This window comes from Paucibacter sediminis (assembly GCF_030254645.1).
Lineage (GTDB): Bacteria > Pseudomonadota > Gammaproteobacteria > Burkholderiales > Burkholderiaceae_C > Paucibacter_B > Paucibacter_B sediminis.
Genome location: NZ_CP116346.1, coordinates 23,682 through 43,105, shown reverse-complemented (window position 1 = coordinate 43,105; position 19,424 = coordinate 23,682). Strand labels below are relative to the sequence as shown.

Genomic DNA, 19,424 nt, shown 5'->3' with positions numbered 1-19,424 from the left:
TCAGCGCTTGGGCTTGATGACGGCATGGCGGGCTGCGCCGCTGCGGTGCACCTGGTAGCTGCCGGGCTCCAAGATCAGATAGGCCTGGTCGGAGGCCGGGGGCTGTGCCGCGCGCGCTGCCTTGCGCCGCAGGCGCAGCGCATGCAGGGCCTTCAAGGGGTGGAGCGCGCTCATGGCTGGGCCTTGGCCAGGGCGGCCACGCCGTCCTTGCCAAGCTCGCTGACGAACTCGCTGTAGTTCTTGATGATGCCCTGGCTGAGTTCGTTGAAGGCCTTGGACTGCAGCAGATTCGGCACTTGGCCGGGGGCGCTGATCTCGTCCGAGTGTGAGAAGCGCGTCAGCAGGTCCAGGTTGGCCTGGGTCAGCCGGGTGAGCTTTTCAAGCGGGGCCAGGCTGGCGGCCAGCACGGGTTGCAGGCTGGCGCTTGTGGTCTTGATGGGCATGGACTGTCCTTGAGTGGTTGGCAGATGCCTGGAGCATCGCCCGCCCGCCGCGCCGCGGGCATCGGACAGCGCGGCTCGCACGTGTAGGACAAGGGCCCAGCTTGCCAGCCGGCGGCCGTGCCCGCCTCAGTCGTCGTCGCCATCTTCATGCTGCTGGTGATGGCCCGGGCGGGCCGCCGCTGCCTGCAGCGGCGCCTGCTGCCATTGCCACCACCAGGAGCCCAGCACCGCGGCCAGCAGCAGGGCGGCGACGCTGCGCCAGGGACTGCGGGCGGCCTCTTCGGGCGCGCCCTGCTTGCGGCCGGTGATCATGGCGGCCACCAGGTTCTCGCGATGCAGGCGGCTGGAGACGATCACCGCGGCGATGTGCAGGCCCACCAGGGCCAGCATGGTGTTGGCGATCAGCTCGTGCGCTTCTTCCAGCCAGTCGCCGCCGAGTTCGTTGTAGGTGGCCCAGCCGCTGGCGGTGAGCAGGGCGCTCAGGCCCAGCAGGGCCAGCACGGCCAGGGCGCCGGCCGGGTTGTGGCCGGCATGGTGTTCGGGTCGGCCCTGCAGCAGCGAGCGCAGGTAGCGGGCCACGGCGGCGGGGCCGCGCACAAAGCTGGCAAAGCGCGCATGCCGGCTGCCGATCAGGCCCCACAGCACGCGGAAGGCCACCAGGCCTGCCAGGGTGTAGCCCAGGCTCACATGCAGCAGGCGCCAGCGCTCGCTCTCGGCCGTGAGATAGGCGCCAGCAAAGCTCAGCACCATCAGCCAGTGGAACAGGCGGGTGGGGAGATCCCAGATCAGGGGGCGTTGGGTGGGAGCGGGGGTACTCATGTTGGCGTCCTTGCGGTTCTGGATGCCTGCATGGTGGGCGCCGCCGCTTAGCGCTTTCTTAACTTGGCGCCGGTGCGCTGGCGCACAGTCAAGCGGCGCGGCGGCGCCTAGGCTCTGCGGCACGGGCGCTCGCCCCGAGCCGCCACGAGGAGTACCACATGAACACGAAGCGCACCCTGAATTGCCTGTTGGCCCTGAGCCTGGGCTTGAGCGGCCTGGCCCAGGCGCAGCCGCACGATCGCGGCGAACGTGGCGAGCGCGATGGCCGCGACGACCGTCAGCAGCAATCGCAGCGCGGCGACGACAGGCGCCATGAGCAGCGCCGCGATCAACGCCAGGATCATCGCTATGAGCAGCGCAGCGACGGCCGCTATGACAGCCGCCAGGGCGGCCATTACGAGGGCCGCGGTGCTGGCCCCGAGTACCGCTACTACCGCGGCCAGCGCCTGCCGCCGCAATACCGCGAGCGTCAGTACGTGGTGGAGGACTGGCGCGGTCACCATCTCTATGCACCGCCGCGTGGCTACCACTGGGTGCAGGCGGGTGGTGACTATCTGCTGGTGGCGATCGCCACCGGTCTGATCCTGCAGCTGATGCTCAGCAACTGAGCCGGGCGTTCACAAGACGCCATGCCGGTCGAGCTGCGGCTCGCGCTCCAGATCCTCCGGCAGCACGGGCAGGCGCCCCTGCCATTGGCAGGCGATGAAGCGGCAGTTGAAGCGCCACATGGGCCTGAAGGCGCTGATGACGAAGTCGATCAGATGCCGCGGCTGGCGCCACAGCCGGCCACCACAGCTGGGGCAGCGGTAGGCGTGTGGCCTGGAGGGATCGGCGTGCTGGAACTTCATGCTGCCGACTATCGCGCCGCGGCGCCGCGCAATCTGTGCGTCAGCGCACTGACGGGGCGGCTTCCAGCGCGCCTACTCGCGACACCCCAATCAAGGAATCAACATGAGCTACAGCCTTTCTTCAGCGCCCTTGCGCCAGGCCCTCTATGGCGCCGCACTCCTGCTCTGCACCGCACTGGCGGCCTGCGAGCGACCCACCGTGGTGACCGTGCCGGCCGCGGTGCAGGTGGCCGTGCCGGGCCCGCCCGGGCCGGCCGGCAGCCAGGGCAGCCAGGGCTATCAAGGCAATACCGGTAACACCGGTAGCACCGGAAGCACTGGCAATACGGGCAACACCGGCAGCCAGGGCGAGGCGGGCCAGACCGGTCAGGACGGCCAGACTGGCCAGACCGGCCGCACCGGCAAGAGCGGCGATGGCACCACGGTGATCGTGATGCCGCCGGCTTCCGCACCCAATCGTTGAGGAGATCGCCATGAGCCTCGGTACTGTCTTGTTGATCCTGCTGGTGCTGATGCTGGTGGGCGCCGTGCCCACCTGGCCGCACAGCCAGAGCTGGGGCTATTTCCCCAGCGGCGTGGTGGGGGTGATCCTGCTGGTGGTCATCGTGCTGTTCGTGACGGGCCGCCTCTAGGCCGGGGCGGCGCCATGGAAAGCAAGAACGGCGCGCGCGCGCTGCCTATGTGCGTTACCGCACGGACCGGTTTGCCGGGCTGCGCTTCAAATCTGGCGCAGCTTCTGTCATGACGGTATCCACCAAGGGGAGTGCCCGGATGATCCATCCCGACCCAGCGGTCGAGCTGCAGCGCGGCAGCCCGGTGCCGGCGAGCCGGCCCGAGCCCGCGCCTACGCCTGAGACGCAGACGCTTCCTCTGACCGCGCAGCAGGGCCTGGCACCGGCCGACCTGCCCATCATGTTGGGGGCGGTGGGCGAGCGCCTGCGCCAGCTGGCACAGGCGCCGCAGCGCGCGCCGCTGCTCGAATGCGCCGAAGCGCTGGCGCAGTTGCAGGAGGGCATGGCTCATGAGCTGCGCCGCCGGCGGCAGCTGGAGTTGACGCTGTTCGACACCCAGGTCTTTCTGGCGCAGGCGCGCGCCGATCTGGCTGGCAGCCGCGACGGTGCGCGCCGGGCCCGTCACCAGGCCCTGCACGACGGCCTCACCGAGCTGCCCAACCGGCGCTTCTTCGGCCAGCGCCTGGCCCAGGCGATCCAGGAGGCGCGGCCCGAGCAGCCCGCGGTGGCGGTGCTGTATCTGGATCTGGACGACTTCAAGCGGGTCAATGACGAGCATGGCCATGCCGTCGGCGACGAGGTGCTGAAGATCGCGGCGGCGCGGCTGCGGCGGGCGGTGCGGGCCAGCGATATGGTGAGCCGCATCGGCGGCGACGAGTTCGCCTGCCTGCGCGCCACCGATGCGGATCCGCGGCCCTTGCTGCAACTGGCCAACAAGCTCTACCAGGCGGTGTCCGCACCGATGACGGTGGGCGCGCTGAGCCTGCAGATCCGGCCCAGCATCGGCATTGCCGTGTTCCCCTTCGACGGCGCCTGCGCGGAATCCCTGCTCAAGAGTGCCGACCTGGCGATGTACACGGCCAAGCGCGCGCGCCTGGGGCATGCGTTTCACGACACCCAACCGGGCGACTAGGGCGATGCAGCGGCCTCGGCCAGCTGCGGCAGGCTCAGCTCGATCAGCGTGCCCTGGCCGGGTGCGGAGCGGATGCGCAGCCGCCCCTGCTCGGCCTCCACGCGATAGCGCATGCCCAGCAGGCCGCGCGAGGTGCCGCCCGGGTGGGCGCTGTCGAAGCCGCGGCCGTCGTCGCGCACCGAGACCTGCGCCTGCGTGCCCTGGCTGGCCAGCGTGATCCAGACCTGGCGGGCGGCGGCGTATTTGCTGATGTTGTTGATGGCCTCCTGGACCAGCCGGTACACGGCCAGCTCGGCGCGCGGGCTCAGGCGCACCGGCGCGACGCTGCAATGCACCGTGACGTTCGAGCGCGCGGCAAATTCCCGCGCCAGGATCTCCAGCGTGGCGGGCAGGCCCAGATTGCCCAGCGCCGAGGGGCGCAGGTCTTCGACGATGCGGCGCGTCAGCGCAATCACCTCGTCGAGCGACTGCACCAGATGCGCCAGCCGCTCGCTCGCCTCGGGCGCCGAGCCGCCCAGGCGCGAGCGGATGCGCGCGGCGTCCAGCTTGGCCGAGGTGAGCAGGGCACCCAGCTCGTCGTGCAGGTCGCGCGCGAGGCGCTGGCGCTCGTCCTCACGCGCCCATTGGAGGTGCTGCGCCAGATCGATCAGCTCGGCGGTGCGCTCGGCCACCATCAGATGCAGGCTGTCGTGCGCGGCCTGCTGCCGGGCCAGGCTCTGGTACAGCAGCAGCACCAGCAGGCCCAGGGCCGCCATTTGCAGCCAGGCCCAGGGCGCCAACAGCAGGCATAGCAGGGCCAGGCCCGCCAACAGGCACACAATCGGTTGTTGCTGCAGCAGCTTGATGAAGGACTTCATCCGGTGCGCGCCCGCCGCGCGTGAAAGGGGACATCGTGATACGCATTGCCATCGTCGATGATCATGCGCTGGTTCGCGCCGGCCTGCGCCAGTATTTTGCGGAGCAGGCCGACTTCCAGGTGGTGGGCGAGGCCGCCAGCGGCCGTGAGGCGATGGCGCTGCTGCGCGAGGGCGGGCTGGACGTGATGCTGCTGGACATCGGCATGCCCGAGCAGAGCGGGGTGGACACGCTGGTGGCCGTGAAGGCGCGCGCGCCGGAGCTGCCGGTGCTGATACTCAGCGGTTTCGCCGAATCGCAATACGCCACCACGCTGCTGCGCCAGGGGGCGAGCGGCTATCTGGGCAAGGACTGCGATCCCGACGAGATCGTCAAGGCGATACGCACGGTGTGCCGCGGCCGCAAATACATCTCGGCCGGGGTGGCCGAGCAGCTGGCCGAGGAATTGGGCGACAAGCATGCCGACCAGCCCGCGCATCTGCAGCTCTCAGAGCGCGAGCTGCAGGTCTTCCTGCGCCTGGCCCAGGGCGAGACGGTGGGCCATGTGGCCGAGGGCATGTCGCTGAGCGTGAAGACCATCAGCACCTACCGCACCCGGGTGATGGAGAAGATGCATCTGGCCAGCAACAGCGACCTGACCTACTACGCGCTCAAGCATGGCCTGATCCGCTGAGCTGCTGGCAATAGCGCACCAGGGCCTCGATGTCGTGCGACTTGTCGAACACCTGGGCGGCGCCCAGTGCCAGGCAGCTGCGGCGCACCTCGGGCGTGGCGTAGTTGCTCAGCACCACCAGCTTGTAGGGCGGCGGTGGGCTCTGCGTGGCGCGCAGCACGCCCAGGCCCGAGCCCTGCTTGAGGAAGATGTCCAGTATCACCAGATCGATGTCGCGGCCGTGATGGGCCAGCCAGTGCAGGGCGCTGGATTCATCGGCGGCGGCGGCCACCATCCGCAGCGGCACCAGCTCCTCCAGGGTCGCGCTCAGGCTCTCGCGTAGCAAGGGGCTGTCTTCGACGAGATAGGTGCGCAGGTTGGCCATCAAGCGCGAGTGTGCGCGCTGGGGCCAGGCCTTGCCAATGGATGCAGCGTAGGGCCGGCTGTAGGACGGCGACTACAGCACATGCCGGCCTTGGCCGCTGGGCGCGCCGCGCCGCGGCTCGCACACTGCGGAGCGTGGCGCACCGCCGCTGATCTCCCCTGGAGGGAACCATGAACAAGATGCTTCGATTGACCGCCTTGCTGGCCGGCCTGACGCTCGCCGCACAGGCGGGGGCCCAAGTCACCTTCTACGAACGCGAGGCCTTCCAGGGCCGCAGCTTCAACACCGACCAGCAGATCCGCAACCTGGAGCGCTTCGGTTTCAACGACCGTGCATCCTCGGTGGTGGTGCAGCGCGGCCGTTGGGAGGTCTGCGAAGACCGGCGCTTCGACGGACGCTGCGTGGTCTTGCGCCAGGGCCGCTATGCCTCGCTGCAGGCCATGGGGCTGAACGACCGCATCTCCTCGGTGCGCGCCGTGGAGCGCGACGCCCGCATCGACGAAGACCGCTACGCGCCGGCGCCGCTGGTGCAGCAGGACTATCGCCGCCGCGGCGGCGAGCGCCTCTATGACGCCACCGTCACCTCGGTGCGCGCGGTGGTCGGCACGCCCGAGCGGCGCTGCTGGACCGAGCGCGAGCAGATCCCGCAGGATCGTCGCGAGGCGAATGTGCCCGCGGCGCTGGCGGGTGCGGTGATCGGCGGCATCCTCGGCCACCAGATCGGCGGCGGCACCGGCAGGGACATCGCCACCGTGGGTGGTGCGGTGGCGGGTGGGGCGCTGGGCGCCAATATCGGCCGCGACCGCGATGGCCGCCCGGTGACCACGCAGAACGTGCAGCGCTGCGAGAACGTCGCCGGCGATCCGCGCCCCGAGTACTGGGACGTCAGCTATGAATTCCGCGGCCGCGACTACCGCGTGCAGATGACCTCGCCCCCGGGCTCGACCATCAGCGTCAATCGTCAGGGCGAACCGCGCGCCTGAGCCTCCGCTTTCAACCTAGGAACACCATGAACCACATCACCATGCTCAAGACCTCGCTGGCCCTGGCCACCACCCTGCTGCTGGCACCGATGGCCCAGGCCACGGCGCTCAGCAAGCTCGAATACGGCAGCGCCAAGGACAAGGTCAGCGCCGACTACAAGATCGACAAGGCCGCCTGCGCCAGCCAGGCCGGCAATGCCAAGGACGTCTGCGTCGAACAGGCGCGGGCGAAGGAAAAGATCGCCAAGCACGAGCTGGCGTACAACTACAGCGGCAAGCAGGAAGACTGGACCAAGCTGGAGGTGGCGCGCGCCGAGGCCGCCTACGCGGTGGCCAAGGAGCGTTGCGATGACCAGGCCGGCAATGCCCGCGATGTCTGCCGCAAGGAGGCCAAGGCGGTCGAGACCAAGGCCCTGGCCGACGCCAAGCTGAGCAAGCGCATCGTCGAAGCCAAGGTCGAGGCCTTGGACGAAAAGCGCGACGCCGACTACAAGGTCGCGGCCGAGAAATGCGAGGCCATGGCGGGTGACGCCAAGGCCGGCTGCATCAGCGCGGCCAAGGCCAAGTTCGGCAAGAGCTAAGTCGCCAGCGCGGCCAGGCGTTCCACGCCCACCGGTTCCTCGGCCTGCAAGGGCACGATGGCGTGGCGTGCCGCATGCTGCTGCGCCACCTTTTCAATCTGCGCGCGCTCCTTGAGGGCGCGCTGCTGCAACAGGGTGGAGTGGCAGGCGGGCGCCGCCGCCACGCTCATATTGATCACCCAGGCCCAGGGCGTGATGCCGGCGCGTTGCAGATCGGCCTGCAGCTGGGCGGCCTCCTGCACCGGCGTGTCCTCCGCCAGGGTGACGATCATGACCTTGGTGCGCGCCGGGTCCTGCAGCTGCATCATCGGCGTGGTGAAGTGGATGCCTTGTCCGCGGCCCTGCATCTGGCGCGCGATCTCGCGGTGGTAGGCGCCGGTGGCGTCCAGCAGCAGCAGGGTGTGGCCGGTGGGCGCGGTGTCCATCACCACGAACTGGCGGCCGGCCTCGCGGATGATGCGCGAGAAGGCCTGGAACACCGCGATCTCCTCGGTGCAGGGCGAGCGCAGGTCCTCCTCCAGCAGGGCGCGCCCCGGCGCGTCCAGGTTCTTGCCCTTGCTGGCCAACACCTGCTCGCGGTAGCGCAGGGTCTCGGCCTGCGGATCGATGCGGCTGACGCGCAGATGCTCGAGCTGGCCGCTGAGCGTTTCCGTCAGGTGGGCGGCCGGGTCCGAGGTGCTCAGGTGCACCGGCAGGCCGCGCTGCGCCAGCGCCACCGCCACGGCGGCGGCCAGCGTGGTCTTGCCCACGCCGCCCTTGCCCATCAGCATGATGAGGCCGTGGCCGCCGGCGGCCAGCTCGTCCACCAGTGCGGCCAGGCTGGCCGGTGGCAAGGGCGGCATTGACGCAAGGGCCGGCAGCGGCGCGTTGGCGTCGAAGAAGCTGCGCAGCGCCTCCAGGCCGACCAGATCGAAGGGCTTGAGCGGCAGCTGCTCGCAGGGCAGATCCCGCAAGGCCGCCGGCATGGCCGCCAGCGCTGCCTGCTCGCGCCGCACGATGGCGGCGGCGAGCGCGTCGCGCTCGGCCTCGGCCGCCGGCATCACGCCGTTGATGACGAGGAACTGGCGCTGCATGCCGACACGCTGCAGCTCCTCATGGGTGCGTGCCACCTCGCGCAGCGCCGAGGCCTGGGCGCGCGCCACCAGCACCAGGCGCGTGCGCGCCGGGTCGGCCAGGGCCGCCACCGCGGCGGCATATTGGGCACGCTGCTTCTCCAGCCCGGCCAGCGGCCCCAGGCAGGAGGCATCGCCCTGGCCGGCCTCCAGAAAGCTGCTCCAGGCGCCCGGCAGCTGCAGCAGGCGGATGGTGTGGCCGGTGGGCGCGGTGTCGAACAGCACATGCTCGAAGCGCTCGCTGAGCGCCGGGTCGGTGAGCAGGCCGGTGAACTCGTCGAAGGCGGCGATTTCGGTGGTGCAGGCGCCGGACAGCTGTTCCTCGATGCCCTTCACCACCTCGGTGGGCAGCACGCCGCGCACCGGGCCGACGATGCGATCGCGGTAGCCCTGGGCGGCGGCCTGCGGGTCGATCTCGATGGCCCACAGGCGCGGCACCGCCGCGATCGGCGTGATGGTGTTGCCGATGGCGAGGCCGAACACCTGGCCCACATTGGAGGCCGGATCGGTGCTGACCAGCAGCACGCGCTTGCCGGCGTCGGCCAGCTGCAGCGCCGCCGCGCAGGCCAGCGAGGTCTTGCCCACGCCGCCCTTGCCGGTGAAGAAGGCAAAGCGCGGCAGGTTTTCAAGCATCTGCATGGTGGCGGGCCTCAGGCGCAGCAGCTACCGCCGCTGCAGCAGGTGTTTTCGGGTGCGGCCAGGGGCAAGCCCAGCCACTGCGCCAGCTGCTGCCGGCTCGGATAGCGGCCCGCCAGCATCAGCTGGCCGTCCAGCAGGGTGAGGGGCAGGGCGTCCTGGCCGGCGCGTTCCAGCCAGGCCTTCACCTCGGCCTGCTGGGCGAAGGCGAGCGGCTCGCTGGCCAGGTTGAAGCGTTCGATGCGGGCGCCGGCGTTGCGCGCCCAGTCGATGTCGGCGCTGGCCTGCAGCAGCCGGGCGTCGACCTCGGCGCCGCAAACGCCGCTGCTGCAGCACAGGGCCGGGTCGTAGATCTGCAATTGGCGCATGGCGGGCTCCTCAAGCTTGTGGGGGTGGTGCAGCCAGTCTCGCCGCTGCCCGGCGCGACCGGCTTGCGGCGGATCAATAATTCCATTGTTGTGGAAATATAACGCAAGCGCGTGCCGCCGCCCCCGGTGCCTACAGATGGCGAAAGCGCTGCGCGTAGCTGCTGCCGACCGGCAGGGCCTCGGGGCGTTGCTTGAGGTTGAGGGTCAGGTGCCCGTCGCTGCCGCGGCTGAGGCTGTGGACGGCGTTCAGATTGACCACGGTGCCGCGGTGCACCTGCCAGAATACGGCCGGATCCAGCTTGGCGAGCAGCTCCTTGAGCGGCGTGCTGATGAGGGCCTCGCCGTCGACGGTGACCACCGCTACGTACTTGCTGTCGGCGCGGAAATAGCAGATGTCGTCGACCGTGATGAGGCGGATGTCGCGGCCCTGCAGCACGCTGATCCAGCGCAGCGGCTCGGCCACCGCCGGTGTGCGGGCGCGCTGCAGCAGCCCGGCCAGGTCGGCCGGGGTCTGGCCGAGGCGGTCGCGCAGGCGCTGCACCGCGCGCGCCAGGCGTGCCACGTCCAGCGGCTTGAGCAGATAGTCCACCACCCCCTCCTCGAAGGCCTGCAGCGCGTAATGGCCGAAGGCGGTGATGAAGACGATGTGGGCGCGCCGGCCGGCCAGCCTGGCCAGCTCCAGGCCGCTGAGGCCGGGCAGTTCCACGTCGAGAAACAGCACCTCGGGCGCCTGCTGCTCGATGGCGCGGTAGGCGGCATGGCCGTCATGGGCGAGGGCGCAGATCTCCAGCTCCGGCCAGACGCGCGCCAGCTCCTCGCGCAGCTCCGCGCAGAGCAGGGCTTCGTCCTCAGCGATGAGTGCGCGCGTCATGCTGCAAGGGTAGTTCGAGTTCCAGGGCGCTGCCCGGGCCCGGCAGCAGGCGCAGGCGGCCGGCCTGGGCGTAGAGGCCGGCCAGGCGCTCGCGCAGCTCCTGCAGCGCCGGTTCGCCATGGGTGGCGCCGCCCGCGGTCGCCAGGTGGATGCGCAGCCCCGCGCCGGCGGGTGCGGCGCTCAGCGCATAGTCCTGACCGTGCCCCACGGCGCCTTCCAGCGCGCGCAGCATGGGCAGCAGCAGCATCGGCGCCAGCGCGATGCCGGCGTCGGCCTGCGCGAGCGTCACGCGCAGGCGCAGGCCCGCGCTGACTCGCGCATAGGCTTGCAGCAGGGCGCATTCGCGCCCCAGCGTGCTGAGCCCGGCATCAGCGCCGGGCAGCAGGGCGCGCAGCAGCTCGTTCAGGTCGGCCAGCAGGGCATCGGCGGCGGCGGCATCGTGGCGCGACAGGTCCAGGATGCGGCGCAGCGCGTGGAACAGCAAGGCGGGCTCGATGCGCGCCTGCAGCGCCAGCAGGCGCTGCAACTGCAACTGCCGCGCCTGTTGCGCGCGCTCGAGTTCGGCGGCACGCAGCCGCGCCAGCGCCTGCCCGGCCTGGCGCGCATGGGCATAGGCGGTCACGCCCATGGCGTGCAACATGGCCACGGCCAGCGCCAGCCAGGCGTTGCGTGTCTGGGTCGAGAGCGCGCCCGCCCAGATGCTCAGCTGCAGCGCCCAGCCGCCCCAGCTGCCCAGCAGCGCCACCGCCAGCACCGCCAGCCCATAGGCCCGCCAACCGGCGGCGCCGCGATCCACCGCGCGGTCGGCCAGGCGCACCGCCAGCACCAGCGGCAGGCCGAACAGCAGCACGTAGTGCAGCAGGGCCGAGGGGTAATGCTTGTCGGCCTCGATGGGCCACAGCAGCATGCTGCCGCCCGGGCCCAGCGCGATATGCGCCAGGCCGATGGCAAGGCCCAGCAGGCTGTGCCGCCAGCGCCAGCTGTGCAGCACCTCGGCCAGGGCGGCCAGGGCCGCCGCGCCCGGCAGGGCGGCGCGCAGCGCCCGCATCACGCCCCCACCCCGGGCAAGGTGACGGTGGCGCACAGGCCCCGCGGCTCGTTCAGGCGCAGCGACAGGCCGGCGCGGGCGCCATAGAGGGCGCGCAGCCGCGCCCGGATGTTTGCCAGCCCCATGCCGTGGCCGCTGCCCTCGCCCATGCCGCGGCCGGTGTCGGCCACGGTGAGGGTCAGCACGCCCTCGGCCTGGCTGGCGCCGATCTGGATCAGCCCGCCCTCGGCGAGCGGCTGCAAGCCGTGCTTGAGCGCGTTCTCGACCAGGGTCAGCAGCAGCATGGCCGGCACCCTGGCCTGGGCCAGGCCGGCGGGCACGGCGATCTCATAGCGCAGCCGCGCGCCCATGCGCACGCCCTGCACGGCCAGGTAGGCGCGCACCAGTTCGGCCTCGCTGGCCAGCGTCTGGTCCTGCTCGCGCAGCTGCGGCAAGGCCTGCTCCAGATAGCGCAGCAGGTCGGCCAGCATGGTGGCGGCGGCGGCCGGCTCGGTGCGCAGCAGGCGCCGCACATTGGCCAGGGTGTTGAAGAGGAAATGCGGTTCGATCTGCGCTTGCAGCAGCTGGGCCTGCGCGGCGTCCAGCTCGGCCGCCAGCCTGAGCCGGCGCAGGCCGGCCGCATGCAGGGCGGCGGCGGCGTTGCGGCTGCGCGCCAGGCATTCGCTCAGCCCCACGAACAAGAGGGCGAATTGCAGCTGCCGGGCCAGCATGACGGGAACCCAGTCGGCCGGGAATACGCCGCTGCGGCATTGGTGCAAGACGGGCTCGACGCCCAGCAGCCGCTGGCCAGGGCAGAAGCCCGCCACGAACAGCGCCCAGCCGACCGCGGTGTTGGCCAGCACCAGCGCGCCCAGGCCCGTCCAGCGCCGCCAGCCGCGCGCCGGCAGGCGGTGCTGGCCCAGCGCGGTGAGCAGCAGCATGGCCGCGTAGATGCAGAGCTGCAGCAGGCCCATGGACCAGAAGGTGGCGTTGAGCTGCGCGATGCTTGCCGCGTGGTCCCACTGCAGGCGCCCCAGCACCGCCAGCACGGCGGCCGCCAGCCCCAGGCCCAGGCAGATCAGCGCGCCGCGTCCGATCTGGCGGAGGAGGCTGGTCCGCGGCGGCATGGCGGCAGTTTCCACGGCGAGGCTCCTTTGTGCGGCGGCGCCGCCCGCACCATCATCGACCCGCCGCGGCGGCTTTGGCAAGCGCGCCACCGGGCCCGCTCGGCTCAGGGCAGGCTCAGCACTGCGAGGCGCTGCGGCGCGGCCTGCTCGGTGGCCTGTTCGAAGCGGATCGCGAAGGCGAACGACTCCTCGCGGCCGCCATTGCTGCAATGCAGGGCCCGCACCGCGCGGCGGATCTGGCTGGCGTACTGGCGCGGCCCGCCGCTGGGCGTGACGTTGCGCACGCGGTCGCCGCCCAGCCTGAACTCCACCCTCACCAGGCCCTCCTGGCCCAGCATGCGCACGGTCTCGGCCAGCGAGTGCTCCAGCGCCTCGGCGATGCCGGGGCAGGCGATGTGCACATCGTGGCGCATGCTGACCGACTGGCCGCCGCTGACCTCGACGCGCTGCAGCCCTGCCGGCGCGCTGGCCGGCAGGGCTTCGCTGCCCTGGGCGCCGGCCGCCGTGCTGGCGCCGCACACGAGCATGGCGACAAGCCATGCGGTCTTGGCTGGGAACATGCTGCTCATGGCGGTCTCCTGCTGATGGCCATGGAGACAGGCTAGTGCCCGCGATCCGGCCTTCCCAGCGCCACCGGACGGGCGCCGCCATCGGCCCGGCGAAGCCCGTATTTCGGCCGACGGATGCCCGCCGGCCCGGTTTTTTTGCTTATACTTCCACAAAACTGGAAAGATAAAACAATGGACGAAGCCCAGATCATCCGTGCCCTCGCCGCGCTGGCGCAAAGCCACCGGCTCAAGGTGTTCCGCCTGCTGGTGGTGGCGGGGCAGGAGGGGCTCACGCCCGGCGCGCTGGCCGAGGCGCTGGAGCTGCCGGCCGCCACACTGTCCTTCCACCTCAAGGAACTGGCCAATGCCGGCCTGGTGAGCCAGGAGCGGCTGGGCCGCAACCTGGTCTACCGCGCCGCCTTCGAGCAGATGAACGCGCTGCTGGCCTATCTGACCGAGAACTGCTGTCAGGGCGAGGCCTGCCTCAGCCCTGAAATCCGGACTGCCACCAAGTCCTGCGCCTGCTGAAACAACGACGCCCGCATCGACCATGACCACCCACGTACTGATTCTCTGCACCCACAACTCCGCCCGCAGCGTGCTCGCCGAGGGCATGCTCAACCATCTGGCCGCCAGGCTGGGCCAGGATGTGCGCGCCCACAGCGCCGGCAGCGCGCCCAGCGGCCGCCTCAACCCCTTCGCGCTGGAGGCGCTGAGCCAGGCCGGCGTCGAGGTGGCGGGCTACCGCAGCAAGAGCTGGGACGAATTCACCACGCCGGACGCGCCGCCGCTGTCCATCGTCATCACCGTCTGCGACAGCGCCGCGGCCGAGGCCTGCCCGGTGTTCTTCGGCGCGAATCGGGATGGCGGGCAGCCGGTCAAGGTGCACTGGGGCTACCCCGACCCGTCGAATGCCGAGGGCGGCGACGCCGGCAAGCAGCGCGCCTTCGAGCTGACGCGCCAGGCGATCGGCTACCGCATGCTGCAGCTGCTGGCGCTGCCGCTCGCCAGCCTGAGCCCGGCCGAGCTGAAGGCCGCGCTCGAGCAGATCGCGAAGAGCTGAGCATGACGGTCCCTTTTTCCCGAAAGCTCTTGGCCGAAACCCTGGGCACGGCCCTGCTGCTGGCGGTGGTGATCGGCTCGGGCATCATGGCCGAGCGCCTGGCCGGCGGCAATGTGGCGATCGCGCTGCTCGCCAACACCCTGGCCACGGTGGGCGGGCTCTATGTGCTGATCGAGCTGCTCGGCCCGCTCAGCGGCGCCCATTTCAACCCGGCCGTCTCGCTGGTGATGGCGCTGCGCGGCGCCTTGCCGCGCGGCCAGCTGCTGCCCTATGTGGCGGCGCAGCTGCTGGGTGCCATGCTGGGCGCCTGGCTGGCGCATGCGATGTTCGAGATGCCGGTCCTGCAGTTCTCCGCCAAGCTGCGCGGCGGCCAGGGCCAGTGGATCGCGGAAGGCGTGGCGACCTTCGGCCTGCTGCTGGTGATCCTGCGCGCACCGGCCGAGCGGGTGGCGGCGATGGTGGCCTGCTATATCGGCGCGGCCTACTGGTTCACCGCCTCCACCTCCTTCGCCAACCCAGCCGCGGTGTTCGGCCGCCTCTTCAGCGACAGCTTTGCCGGCATCGCCCCGGCCAGCGCGCCGGGCTTTGTGCTGGCCGAGCTGGCCGGTGCCGGGCTGGCGCTGGGCGTGCATCGCCTGCTGGGGGCGCAGCGGGCCTGAGGGCGGCCGGCATGCGACGGGGCCCGGCCCCGTTTCTTTGAGCCAAGTAGTTGCTATTGACAACCTCTAAAGCGAAGCCTATCGTGCGTTTCACTAGTTGCTATACACCACCAGTTGCGCCGCCCTATGAATGCCAAGAACGCCGCGCCCGGCAGCCTGCTGCGCGAAGTGGCGCGCCTGTACACGCGCGCCCAGCGCGTCGTCGCCGATTGCTGCCGCACCACCAGCACCCAGTGCCATCTGCTCACCGAGCTGGCGCGTTCCGGCCCGCTGCCGCTCTCGGAACTCGGCACCCGCCTGAGCCTGGAGAAGAGCTGGGTGTCGCGTGCGGTGGAGGGCATGGCCGCGCGTGGCTGGGTGAGCAAGGAGCCGAACCCGAGCGACGCAAGGAGCTGGCTCGTCACGCTCACCGCCGACGGCGAACGCACCACGCGTGAACTGAACAAGACCCTCGACACCCATGCCGAAGACCTGCTGGGCGCGCTCGACGAGCGCGAGCGGGCGGCGGTGGAGAGTTCCCTGCTCTTGCTCTTGAAGGCCCTGCAGGCGGATACCGCAGCCAATTGCTGCCTGCCGCCCACGGCCAAGAAGGAATCGACATCATGTCCCTGACGAATCAATCGAATGCAGCGCTGCCGGTGGCGGTGCTGGGGGCCGGCCCGGTGGGGCTGGCCGCGGTGGCGCAGCTGATCGCGCGCGGCCTGCCCTTTGTGGCGCTGGAGGCCGCGCCGAGCGTGGGCGCGCATCTGCTGGACTACGGCCATGTGCGCCTGTTCTCGCCCTGGCGCTACAACATCGATGCCCAGATGGCCAGGCAGCTGGCCGCCAGCGGCTGGCAGGCGCCCGACGCCGAGGCCCTGCCGCTGGCGGGCGAGGTGGTGGAGCGCGTGCTCAAGCCCTTTGCCGCCCTGCCCGAGGTGGCGCGCGGCCTGCGCCTCAACACCCGCGTGACGGCCATCAGCCGCGAGGGTTTCGACAAGGTCAAGAGCGCCGGCCGCGAGCACGCGCCCTTCGTGATCCGCGCCGAGCAGGGCGGCCGGCCGCTGGAGATCCGCGCCCGCGCGGTGATCGATGCCACCGGCACCTGGGGCCAGCCCAACCCGCTGGGCGCCGGCGGCCTGCCGGCGCTGGGCGAGGCCGCGGCGGCGGCGCAGATCCACTACGGCATTCCCGATGTGCTGGGTACGCAGTGTGCGCGTTATGCCGGCAAACGCACCCTGGTGGTGGGGGCCGGGCACTCGGCCGCCAATGCCTTGCTGGCGCTGGCCGAACTGGCGCAGCAGGTGCCGGGCACGCGCCTGGCCTGGGGCGTGCGCTCGCCCGCGCTGAAACGCGTGTTCGGCGGCGGTGCGGCCGACGCGCTGCCGGCGCGCGGCCAGCTGGGCACGGCGCTGCAGGCGCTGCAGGCCAGCGGCGCGCTGGAGTTCATCAGCGGGCTGCGCATCGCCGAGCTGCGCCGGGTGGAGGGCAAGCTCAGCGTGCTGGGCAGCCAGGCGCAGGGCGGGGCGCTGCAGCTGGACGGTTTCGACGAGATCATCTGCGCCACCGGGCAGCGCCCCGACCTGCGCCTGGCCAGCGAGCTGCGCGTCAGGCTGGACCCCTGGCTGGAATCGACCGCGGCGCTGGGCCCGCTGATCGACCCGAACCTGCACAGCTGCGGCACGGTGCGCCCGCATGGGCACCGCGAGCTGGCCCATCCCGAGCCCGGCCTCTACACCCTGGGCGTGAAGAGCTATGGCCGCGCGCCCACCTTCCTGATGGCCACCGGCTTCGAGCAGGCGCGCTCGGTGGTGGCGGCGCTGGCAGGGGACTTCGAGGCCGCCGACCGGGTGGAGCTGGACCTGCCGGAAACCGGCGTCTGCAGCGCGGGCGAGGCGCCGCCCTCGTCATCGGCAGCAGCCACGGCGCCGGCGCAATCCTGCTGCGCTGCGGCGCCCAAGGCCGCTGCGGCGCGCTGCTGTGGCTGAGCCGCCGGCCGCGGCCCGCAGCGCCACGGTGCTGAGCCTGGGCGCGGCCCAGACCCTGGCCTGGGCCTCGTCCTACTACCTGCCCGCGATGCTGGCCACGCCGATGTCGCGCGCGCTGGGCGTGACGCCGGCCACGGTGTTCGCGGCCTTCTCGCTGGCCCTGGTGGTATCGGCCCTGCTGGGGCCCTGGGCCGGCCGTGCCATCGACCGCCGCGGCGGCCGGCCGGTGCTGATGGCCACCAGCGTGCTGTTCGCGCTGGGCCTGGCGGCGCTGGGGCTGGCGCAGGGCGCGGCGGGCCTGTTCGCCGCCTGGCTGCTGCTGGGCCTGGCGATGGGCGCGGGCCTGTACGAGGCCGCGTTCGCGGCGCTGGTGCGGCTGTACGGCCAGGGGGCGCGCAATGCCATCACCGGCATCACCCTGATCGCCGGCTTTGCCAGCACCCTGGGCTGGCCGCTCAGCACGCTGATGGAGCAGCTGTGGGGCTGGCGCGGCGCCTGCTTTGGCTGGGCGGCCCTGCATCTGCTGATCGGCCTGCCCCTGAATGCCTGGCTGCCCGCAGTGGCGTCGCCGGCGAGCGAGCAGGGCACGCGGGCGGAGGGCGCAAGCGCTGCCGAGCCGGCAGGCGCCGGCCTGCGCACCGCGGCCCTGCTGGCCCTGGTGTTCGCCATCGCCGGTTTCATCAGCACCGCCATGGCGGCGCACCTGCCGCGGCTGTTGCAGGCCAGCGGCAGCACCCTGGCCGCGGCGGTGGCGGTGGGCGCGCTGATCGGCCCGGCCCAGGTGGGCGCGCGGCTGCTGGAATATGGCCTGCTGCGCCGCGTCCATCCGCTCTGGGTGGCGCGGCTGGCGGCCGCCCTGCATCCGCTCGGTGCGATCGCGCTGGCCGTCTTCGGTGCGCCGCTGGCCGCGCTGTTCGGCCTGCTGCACGGCGGCGGCAACGGCATCCTCACCATCGTCAAGGGCACCTTGCCGCTGGCGCTGTTCGGGCCGCAGGGCTATGGCCGGCGGCAGGGCCTGATGATGGCGCCGGCGCGCGTGGCACAGGCGCTCGCGCCCTGGCTGTTCGGTCTGTGCCTGGACGCCTGGGGCGCGGCCGCGCTGTGGCTGTCGGCCGGGCTGGGCCTGCTGGCCACCGCGGCCCTGCTGCTGCTCAGGGCTGGTGGCTCCAGGTCCCCGCCACCCTGATCTCGGTGCGCACGGAATTGGCGAGGTAGCAGCTCTCATGCGCCTCGTGGTGCAGGCGCGCCAGCTCGGCATCGCTGGGGGCCTTGCTGCCGCTGAAGGCGATGGCGGGCTTGAGCGTCACATCGGTCATGACTTCCTTGCCGGCGGTGTTGTGCGCCATCAGGCCCTCGGCGGCATCGCGGTAGCTGTCCACCACATAGCCGTCGCGCGCCGCCAGGCTCAGGAACCACAGCATGTGGCAGCTGGAGAGCGCGGCCACATAGGCTTCCTCGGGGTCGACGGCGCTGGCGTCGGAGAAGGGCAGGCGCACCACCTGGGGCGAGCTGGAGGCGGGCACGATGGCACCGCCATCGAAGCTCCAGCGGTGCGCGCGCGAGTAGCGGTTGTCGTTGAAGCGCGCCTCCGCGGCGCGCTGCCATTCGACCAGGGCGGTGTAGTGCGACATCAGGCGGCCTTCTGCTCAGCGGCCCCGAGCATGCGGTCCAGCGCCTGCGCCAGCGTCGCCACGCTGCGCTCGGGCGCGTGCAGCTTGTCGAGGCCGAACAGGCCGATGCGGAAGCTCTTGAAGTCCGCCCCCTCGTCGCATTGCAGCGGCACGCCGGCGGCGCTCTGGATGCCCTCGGCGAGGAAGGACTTGCCGTTGTGCAGGCCGTCCAGCGTGGTGTAGCTCACCACCACGCCCGGCGCCTGATAGCCCGCCGCGGCCACGCTGGCAAAGCCGCGCGACTCCAGCAGCGCGCGCACCTGGCGGCCCAGCGCCAGCTGCTCCTGGCGCAGGCGCTCGAAGCCATAGGCACGCGTCTCCAGCATCACGTCGCGCGTGGCGGTCAGCGCATCGGTGGGCATGGTGGCGTGGTAGGCATGGCCGCCGCCCTCATAGGCCTCCATGATCTGCAGCCATTTCTTCAGATCCATCGCGAAGCTCGAGCTGGTGGTGGTGGCGATGGCGGCATGGGCGCGCTCGCTCAGCATCACGAAGGCGCAGCAGGGCGAGCCGCTCCAGCCCTTTTGCGGCGCGCTGATCAGCACGTCGACGCCTGTGGCCTGCATGTCGACCCAGAGCGCACCCGAGGCGATGCAGTCCAGCACGAACAGCGCGCCCACCGCGTGGGCCGCGTCGGCCACCGCGCGCAGGTAGTCGTCGGGCAAGAGCATGCCGGCGGCGGTCTCCACATGCGGGGCGAACACCAGCGCGGGGCGCTGGGCCTGGATGGTGGCCACCACCTCGTCGTTCGGGGCTGGTGCGAACGGCGCCTGCGCGCCCGGCGCGGCGCGGCGCGCCTTCAGCACCAGCTGCTCGGCGGGGATCTGGCCGGCCTCGAAAATCTGCGTCCAGCGGTAGCTGAACCAGCCATTGCGCAGCACCAGGGTCTTCTTGCCATGCGCAAACTGGCGCGCCACCGCTTCCATGCCGAAGCTGCCGCTGCCCGGCACCACGATGGCCGAACGCGCCCGGTAGACCTCCTTCAGCACGGCCGAGATGTCGCGCATCACGCCCTGGAATTTCTGCGACATATGGTTCAGCGCGCGGTCGGTGAACACGACGGAATATTCCAGCAGGCCGTCGGGATCGACCTGGGGCAGCAGTCCGGGCATGGCAACTCCTTCTTTATGGGCAATCGGCTTGCCGGTCAGCTTAGCATCGCCTCA

27 protein-coding genes are annotated in these 19,424 nt (G+C 71.3%); 13 read left to right on the top strand and 14 right to left on the bottom strand.

Annotation, left to right across the window (positions count from 1 at the left end; genetic code table 11):
* The 3 genes from PFX98_RS00240 to PFX98_RS00230 form a co-directional block, all read right to left on the bottom strand.
* Positions 1-174 (bottom strand): hypothetical protein, encoded by a 174-nt coding sequence (locus PFX98_RS00240; protein WP_285233155.1) that lies wholly within the window; start codon positions 172-174, stop codon positions 1-3.
* A complete protein-coding gene (locus PFX98_RS00235) occupies positions 171-443 on the bottom strand; it encodes a hypothetical protein (RefSeq protein ID WP_285233154.1) in 273 nt (90 codons plus the stop codon). Before PFX98_RS00235 ends, PFX98_RS00240 begins: the two co-directional genes overlap by 4 nt.
* A gap of 126 nt (positions 444-569) precedes the next feature.
* Positions 570-1,262 (bottom strand): cytochrome b/b6 domain-containing protein, encoded by a 693-nt coding sequence (locus PFX98_RS00230; protein WP_285233153.1) that lies wholly within the window; start codon positions 1,260-1,262, stop codon positions 570-572.
* A 158-nt stretch (positions 1,263-1,420) separates the two neighbouring features.
* Here PFX98_RS00230 and PFX98_RS00225 point away from each other — a divergent pair, with 158 nt between their 5' ends.
* A complete protein-coding gene (locus PFX98_RS00225) occupies positions 1,421-1,870 on the top strand; it encodes an RcnB family protein (protein ID WP_285233152.1) in 450 nt (149 codons plus the stop codon).
* A gap of 9 nt (positions 1,871-1,879) precedes the next feature.
* Here the strand turns inward: PFX98_RS00225 and PFX98_RS00220 are convergent, their stop codons facing one another.
* Positions 1,880-2,110, bottom strand: coding sequence for a hypothetical protein (locus PFX98_RS00220; protein WP_285233151.1), 231 nt, complete (start codon positions 2,108-2,110; stop codon positions 1,880-1,882).
* A gap of 103 nt (positions 2,111-2,213) precedes the next feature.
* Between PFX98_RS00220 and PFX98_RS00215 the strand changes: the two genes are divergently transcribed.
* The 3 genes from PFX98_RS00215 (at position 2,214) to PFX98_RS00205 (ending at position 3,754) form a co-directional block, all read left to right on the top strand.
* Positions 2,214-2,573 (top strand): collagen-like protein, encoded by a 360-nt coding sequence (locus PFX98_RS00215; protein ID WP_285233150.1) that lies wholly within the window; start codon positions 2,214-2,216, stop codon positions 2,571-2,573.
* Between the two features lie 10 nt (positions 2,574-2,583).
* Positions 2,584-2,742: a DUF3309 family protein gene (locus PFX98_RS00210; RefSeq protein ID WP_285233149.1), complete on the top strand. Its 159-nt coding sequence runs from the start codon at positions 2,584-2,586 to the stop codon at positions 2,740-2,742.
* A 139-nt stretch (positions 2,743-2,881) separates the two neighbouring features.
* Positions 2,882-3,754, top strand: a complete 873-nt coding sequence (locus PFX98_RS00205) for a GGDEF domain-containing protein (RefSeq protein ID WP_285233148.1) — start codon at positions 2,882-2,884, stop codon at positions 3,752-3,754.
* Here the strand turns inward: PFX98_RS00205 and PFX98_RS00200 are convergent.
* Complete coding sequence (locus tag PFX98_RS00200) at positions 3,751-4,611, bottom strand: sensor histidine kinase (protein WP_285233147.1); 861 nt, start codon at positions 4,609-4,611, stop codon at positions 3,751-3,753. The genes PFX98_RS00205 and PFX98_RS00200 overlap by 4 nt on opposite strands.
* Before the next feature lie 35 nt (positions 4,612-4,646).
* Here PFX98_RS00200 and PFX98_RS00195 point away from each other — a divergent pair, with 35 nt between their 5' ends.
* Positions 4,647-5,282, top strand: a complete 636-nt coding sequence (locus PFX98_RS00195; RefSeq protein WP_285235695.1) for a response regulator — start codon at positions 4,647-4,649, stop codon at positions 5,280-5,282.
* Here PFX98_RS00195 and PFX98_RS00190 read toward each other — a convergent pair.
* Positions 5,260-5,646: a response regulator gene (locus tag PFX98_RS00190; RefSeq protein WP_285233146.1), complete on the bottom strand. Its 387-nt coding sequence runs from the start codon at positions 5,644-5,646 to the stop codon at positions 5,260-5,262. The genes PFX98_RS00195 and PFX98_RS00190 overlap by 23 nt on opposite strands.
* A gap of 170 nt (positions 5,647-5,816) precedes the next feature.
* Here PFX98_RS00190 and PFX98_RS00185 point away from each other — a divergent pair, with 170 nt between their 5' ends.
* Together PFX98_RS00185 and PFX98_RS00180 are read left to right on the top strand one after the other, a co-directional pair.
* The gene (locus PFX98_RS00185) at positions 5,817-6,629 is read left to right on the top strand and encodes a beta/gamma crystallin-related protein (RefSeq protein ID WP_285233145.1); all 813 of its coding nucleotides are present in this window, start codon (positions 5,817-5,819) and stop codon (positions 6,627-6,629) included.
* Between the two features lie 26 nt (positions 6,630-6,655).
* Positions 6,656-7,210 carry a hypothetical protein gene (locus PFX98_RS00180; protein ID WP_285233144.1) on the top strand — a complete coding sequence of 185 codons (555 nt, stop codon included), beginning with the start codon at positions 6,656-6,658 and terminating at the stop codon, positions 7,208-7,210.
* Here the strand turns inward: PFX98_RS00180 and arsA are convergent.
* From arsA to PFX98_RS00150, 6 genes are all read right to left on the bottom strand, one after another.
* On the bottom strand, positions 7,207-8,961 hold the full coding sequence (arsA, locus tag PFX98_RS00175; RefSeq protein ID WP_285233143.1) for an arsenical pump-driving ATPase: 1,755 nt from the start codon (positions 8,959-8,961) through the stop codon (positions 7,207-7,209). The genes PFX98_RS00180 and arsA overlap by 4 nt on opposite strands.
* 11 nt (positions 8,962-8,972) lie before the next feature.
* Positions 8,973-9,326, bottom strand: a complete 354-nt coding sequence (arsD, locus tag PFX98_RS00170) for an arsenite efflux transporter metallochaperone ArsD (protein ID WP_285233142.1) — start codon at positions 9,324-9,326, stop codon at positions 8,973-8,975.
* 130 nt (positions 9,327-9,456) lie between these two features.
* A complete protein-coding gene (locus PFX98_RS00165; protein ID WP_285233141.1) occupies positions 9,457-10,197 on the bottom strand; it encodes a LytR/AlgR family response regulator transcription factor in 741 nt (246 codons plus the stop codon).
* Positions 10,175-11,245, bottom strand: a complete 1,071-nt coding sequence (locus PFX98_RS00160; RefSeq protein WP_285233140.1) for a histidine kinase — start codon at positions 11,243-11,245, stop codon at positions 10,175-10,177. Before PFX98_RS00160 ends, PFX98_RS00165 begins: the two co-directional genes overlap by 23 nt.
* Positions 11,245-12,366, bottom strand: coding sequence for a sensor histidine kinase (locus PFX98_RS00155; protein ID WP_285233139.1), 1,122 nt, complete (start codon positions 12,364-12,366; stop codon positions 11,245-11,247). Before PFX98_RS00155 ends, PFX98_RS00160 begins: the two co-directional genes overlap by 1 nt.
* An 89-nt stretch (positions 12,367-12,455) precedes the next feature.
* A complete protein-coding gene (locus PFX98_RS00150) occupies positions 12,456-12,920 on the bottom strand; it encodes a hypothetical protein (RefSeq protein ID WP_285233138.1) in 465 nt (154 codons plus the stop codon).
* Positions 12,921-13,091: 171 nt separating this feature from the next.
* On the opposite strand from PFX98_RS00150, the gene PFX98_RS00145 reads away from it, so the two are divergent.
* The 6 genes from PFX98_RS00145 (at position 13,092) to PFX98_RS00120 (ending at position 17,774) form a co-directional block, all read left to right on the top strand.
* Entirely contained in the window at positions 13,092-13,427 is a 336-nt protein-coding gene (locus tag PFX98_RS00145; protein ID WP_285233137.1) for an ArsR/SmtB family transcription factor, read from the top strand.
* A 22-nt stretch (positions 13,428-13,449) separates the two neighbouring features.
* Entirely contained in the window at positions 13,450-13,962 is a 513-nt protein-coding gene (locus PFX98_RS00140) for an arsenate reductase ArsC (RefSeq protein WP_285233136.1), read from the top strand.
* A gap of 2 nt (positions 13,963-13,964) precedes the next feature.
* Complete coding sequence (locus tag PFX98_RS00135; RefSeq protein ID WP_285233135.1) at positions 13,965-14,621, top strand: aquaporin; 657 nt, start codon at positions 13,965-13,967, stop codon at positions 14,619-14,621.
* Between the two features lie 126 nt (positions 14,622-14,747).
* Positions 14,748-15,233: a MarR family winged helix-turn-helix transcriptional regulator gene (locus PFX98_RS00130; RefSeq protein WP_285233134.1), complete on the top strand. Its 486-nt coding sequence runs from the start codon at positions 14,748-14,750 to the stop codon at positions 15,231-15,233.
* The gene (locus PFX98_RS00125) at positions 15,224-16,588 is read left to right on the top strand and encodes an NAD(P)-binding domain-containing protein (RefSeq protein WP_285233133.1); all 1,365 of its coding nucleotides are present in this window, start codon (positions 15,224-15,226) and stop codon (positions 16,586-16,588) included. Before PFX98_RS00130 ends, PFX98_RS00125 begins: the two co-directional genes overlap by 10 nt.
* Entirely contained in the window at positions 16,581-17,774 is a 1,194-nt protein-coding gene (locus PFX98_RS00120; protein WP_285233132.1) for an MFS transporter, read from the top strand. Before PFX98_RS00125 ends, PFX98_RS00120 begins: the two co-directional genes overlap by 8 nt.
* On the opposite strand, the gene PFX98_RS00115 is transcribed toward PFX98_RS00120, so the two are convergent.
* Together PFX98_RS00115 and PFX98_RS00110 are read right to left on the bottom strand one after the other, a co-directional pair.
* Complete coding sequence (locus PFX98_RS00115; RefSeq protein ID WP_285233131.1) at positions 17,740-18,219, bottom strand: OsmC family protein; 480 nt, start codon at positions 18,217-18,219, stop codon at positions 17,740-17,742. The genes PFX98_RS00120 and PFX98_RS00115 overlap by 35 nt on opposite strands.
* On the bottom strand, positions 18,219-19,370 hold the full coding sequence (locus PFX98_RS00110; protein ID WP_285233130.1) for an aminotransferase class V-fold PLP-dependent enzyme: 1,152 nt from the start codon (positions 19,368-19,370) through the stop codon (positions 18,219-18,221). The genes PFX98_RS00115 and PFX98_RS00110 overlap by 1 nt, the downstream gene beginning before the upstream one ends.
* Positions 19,371-19,424 lie beyond the last annotated feature (54 nt).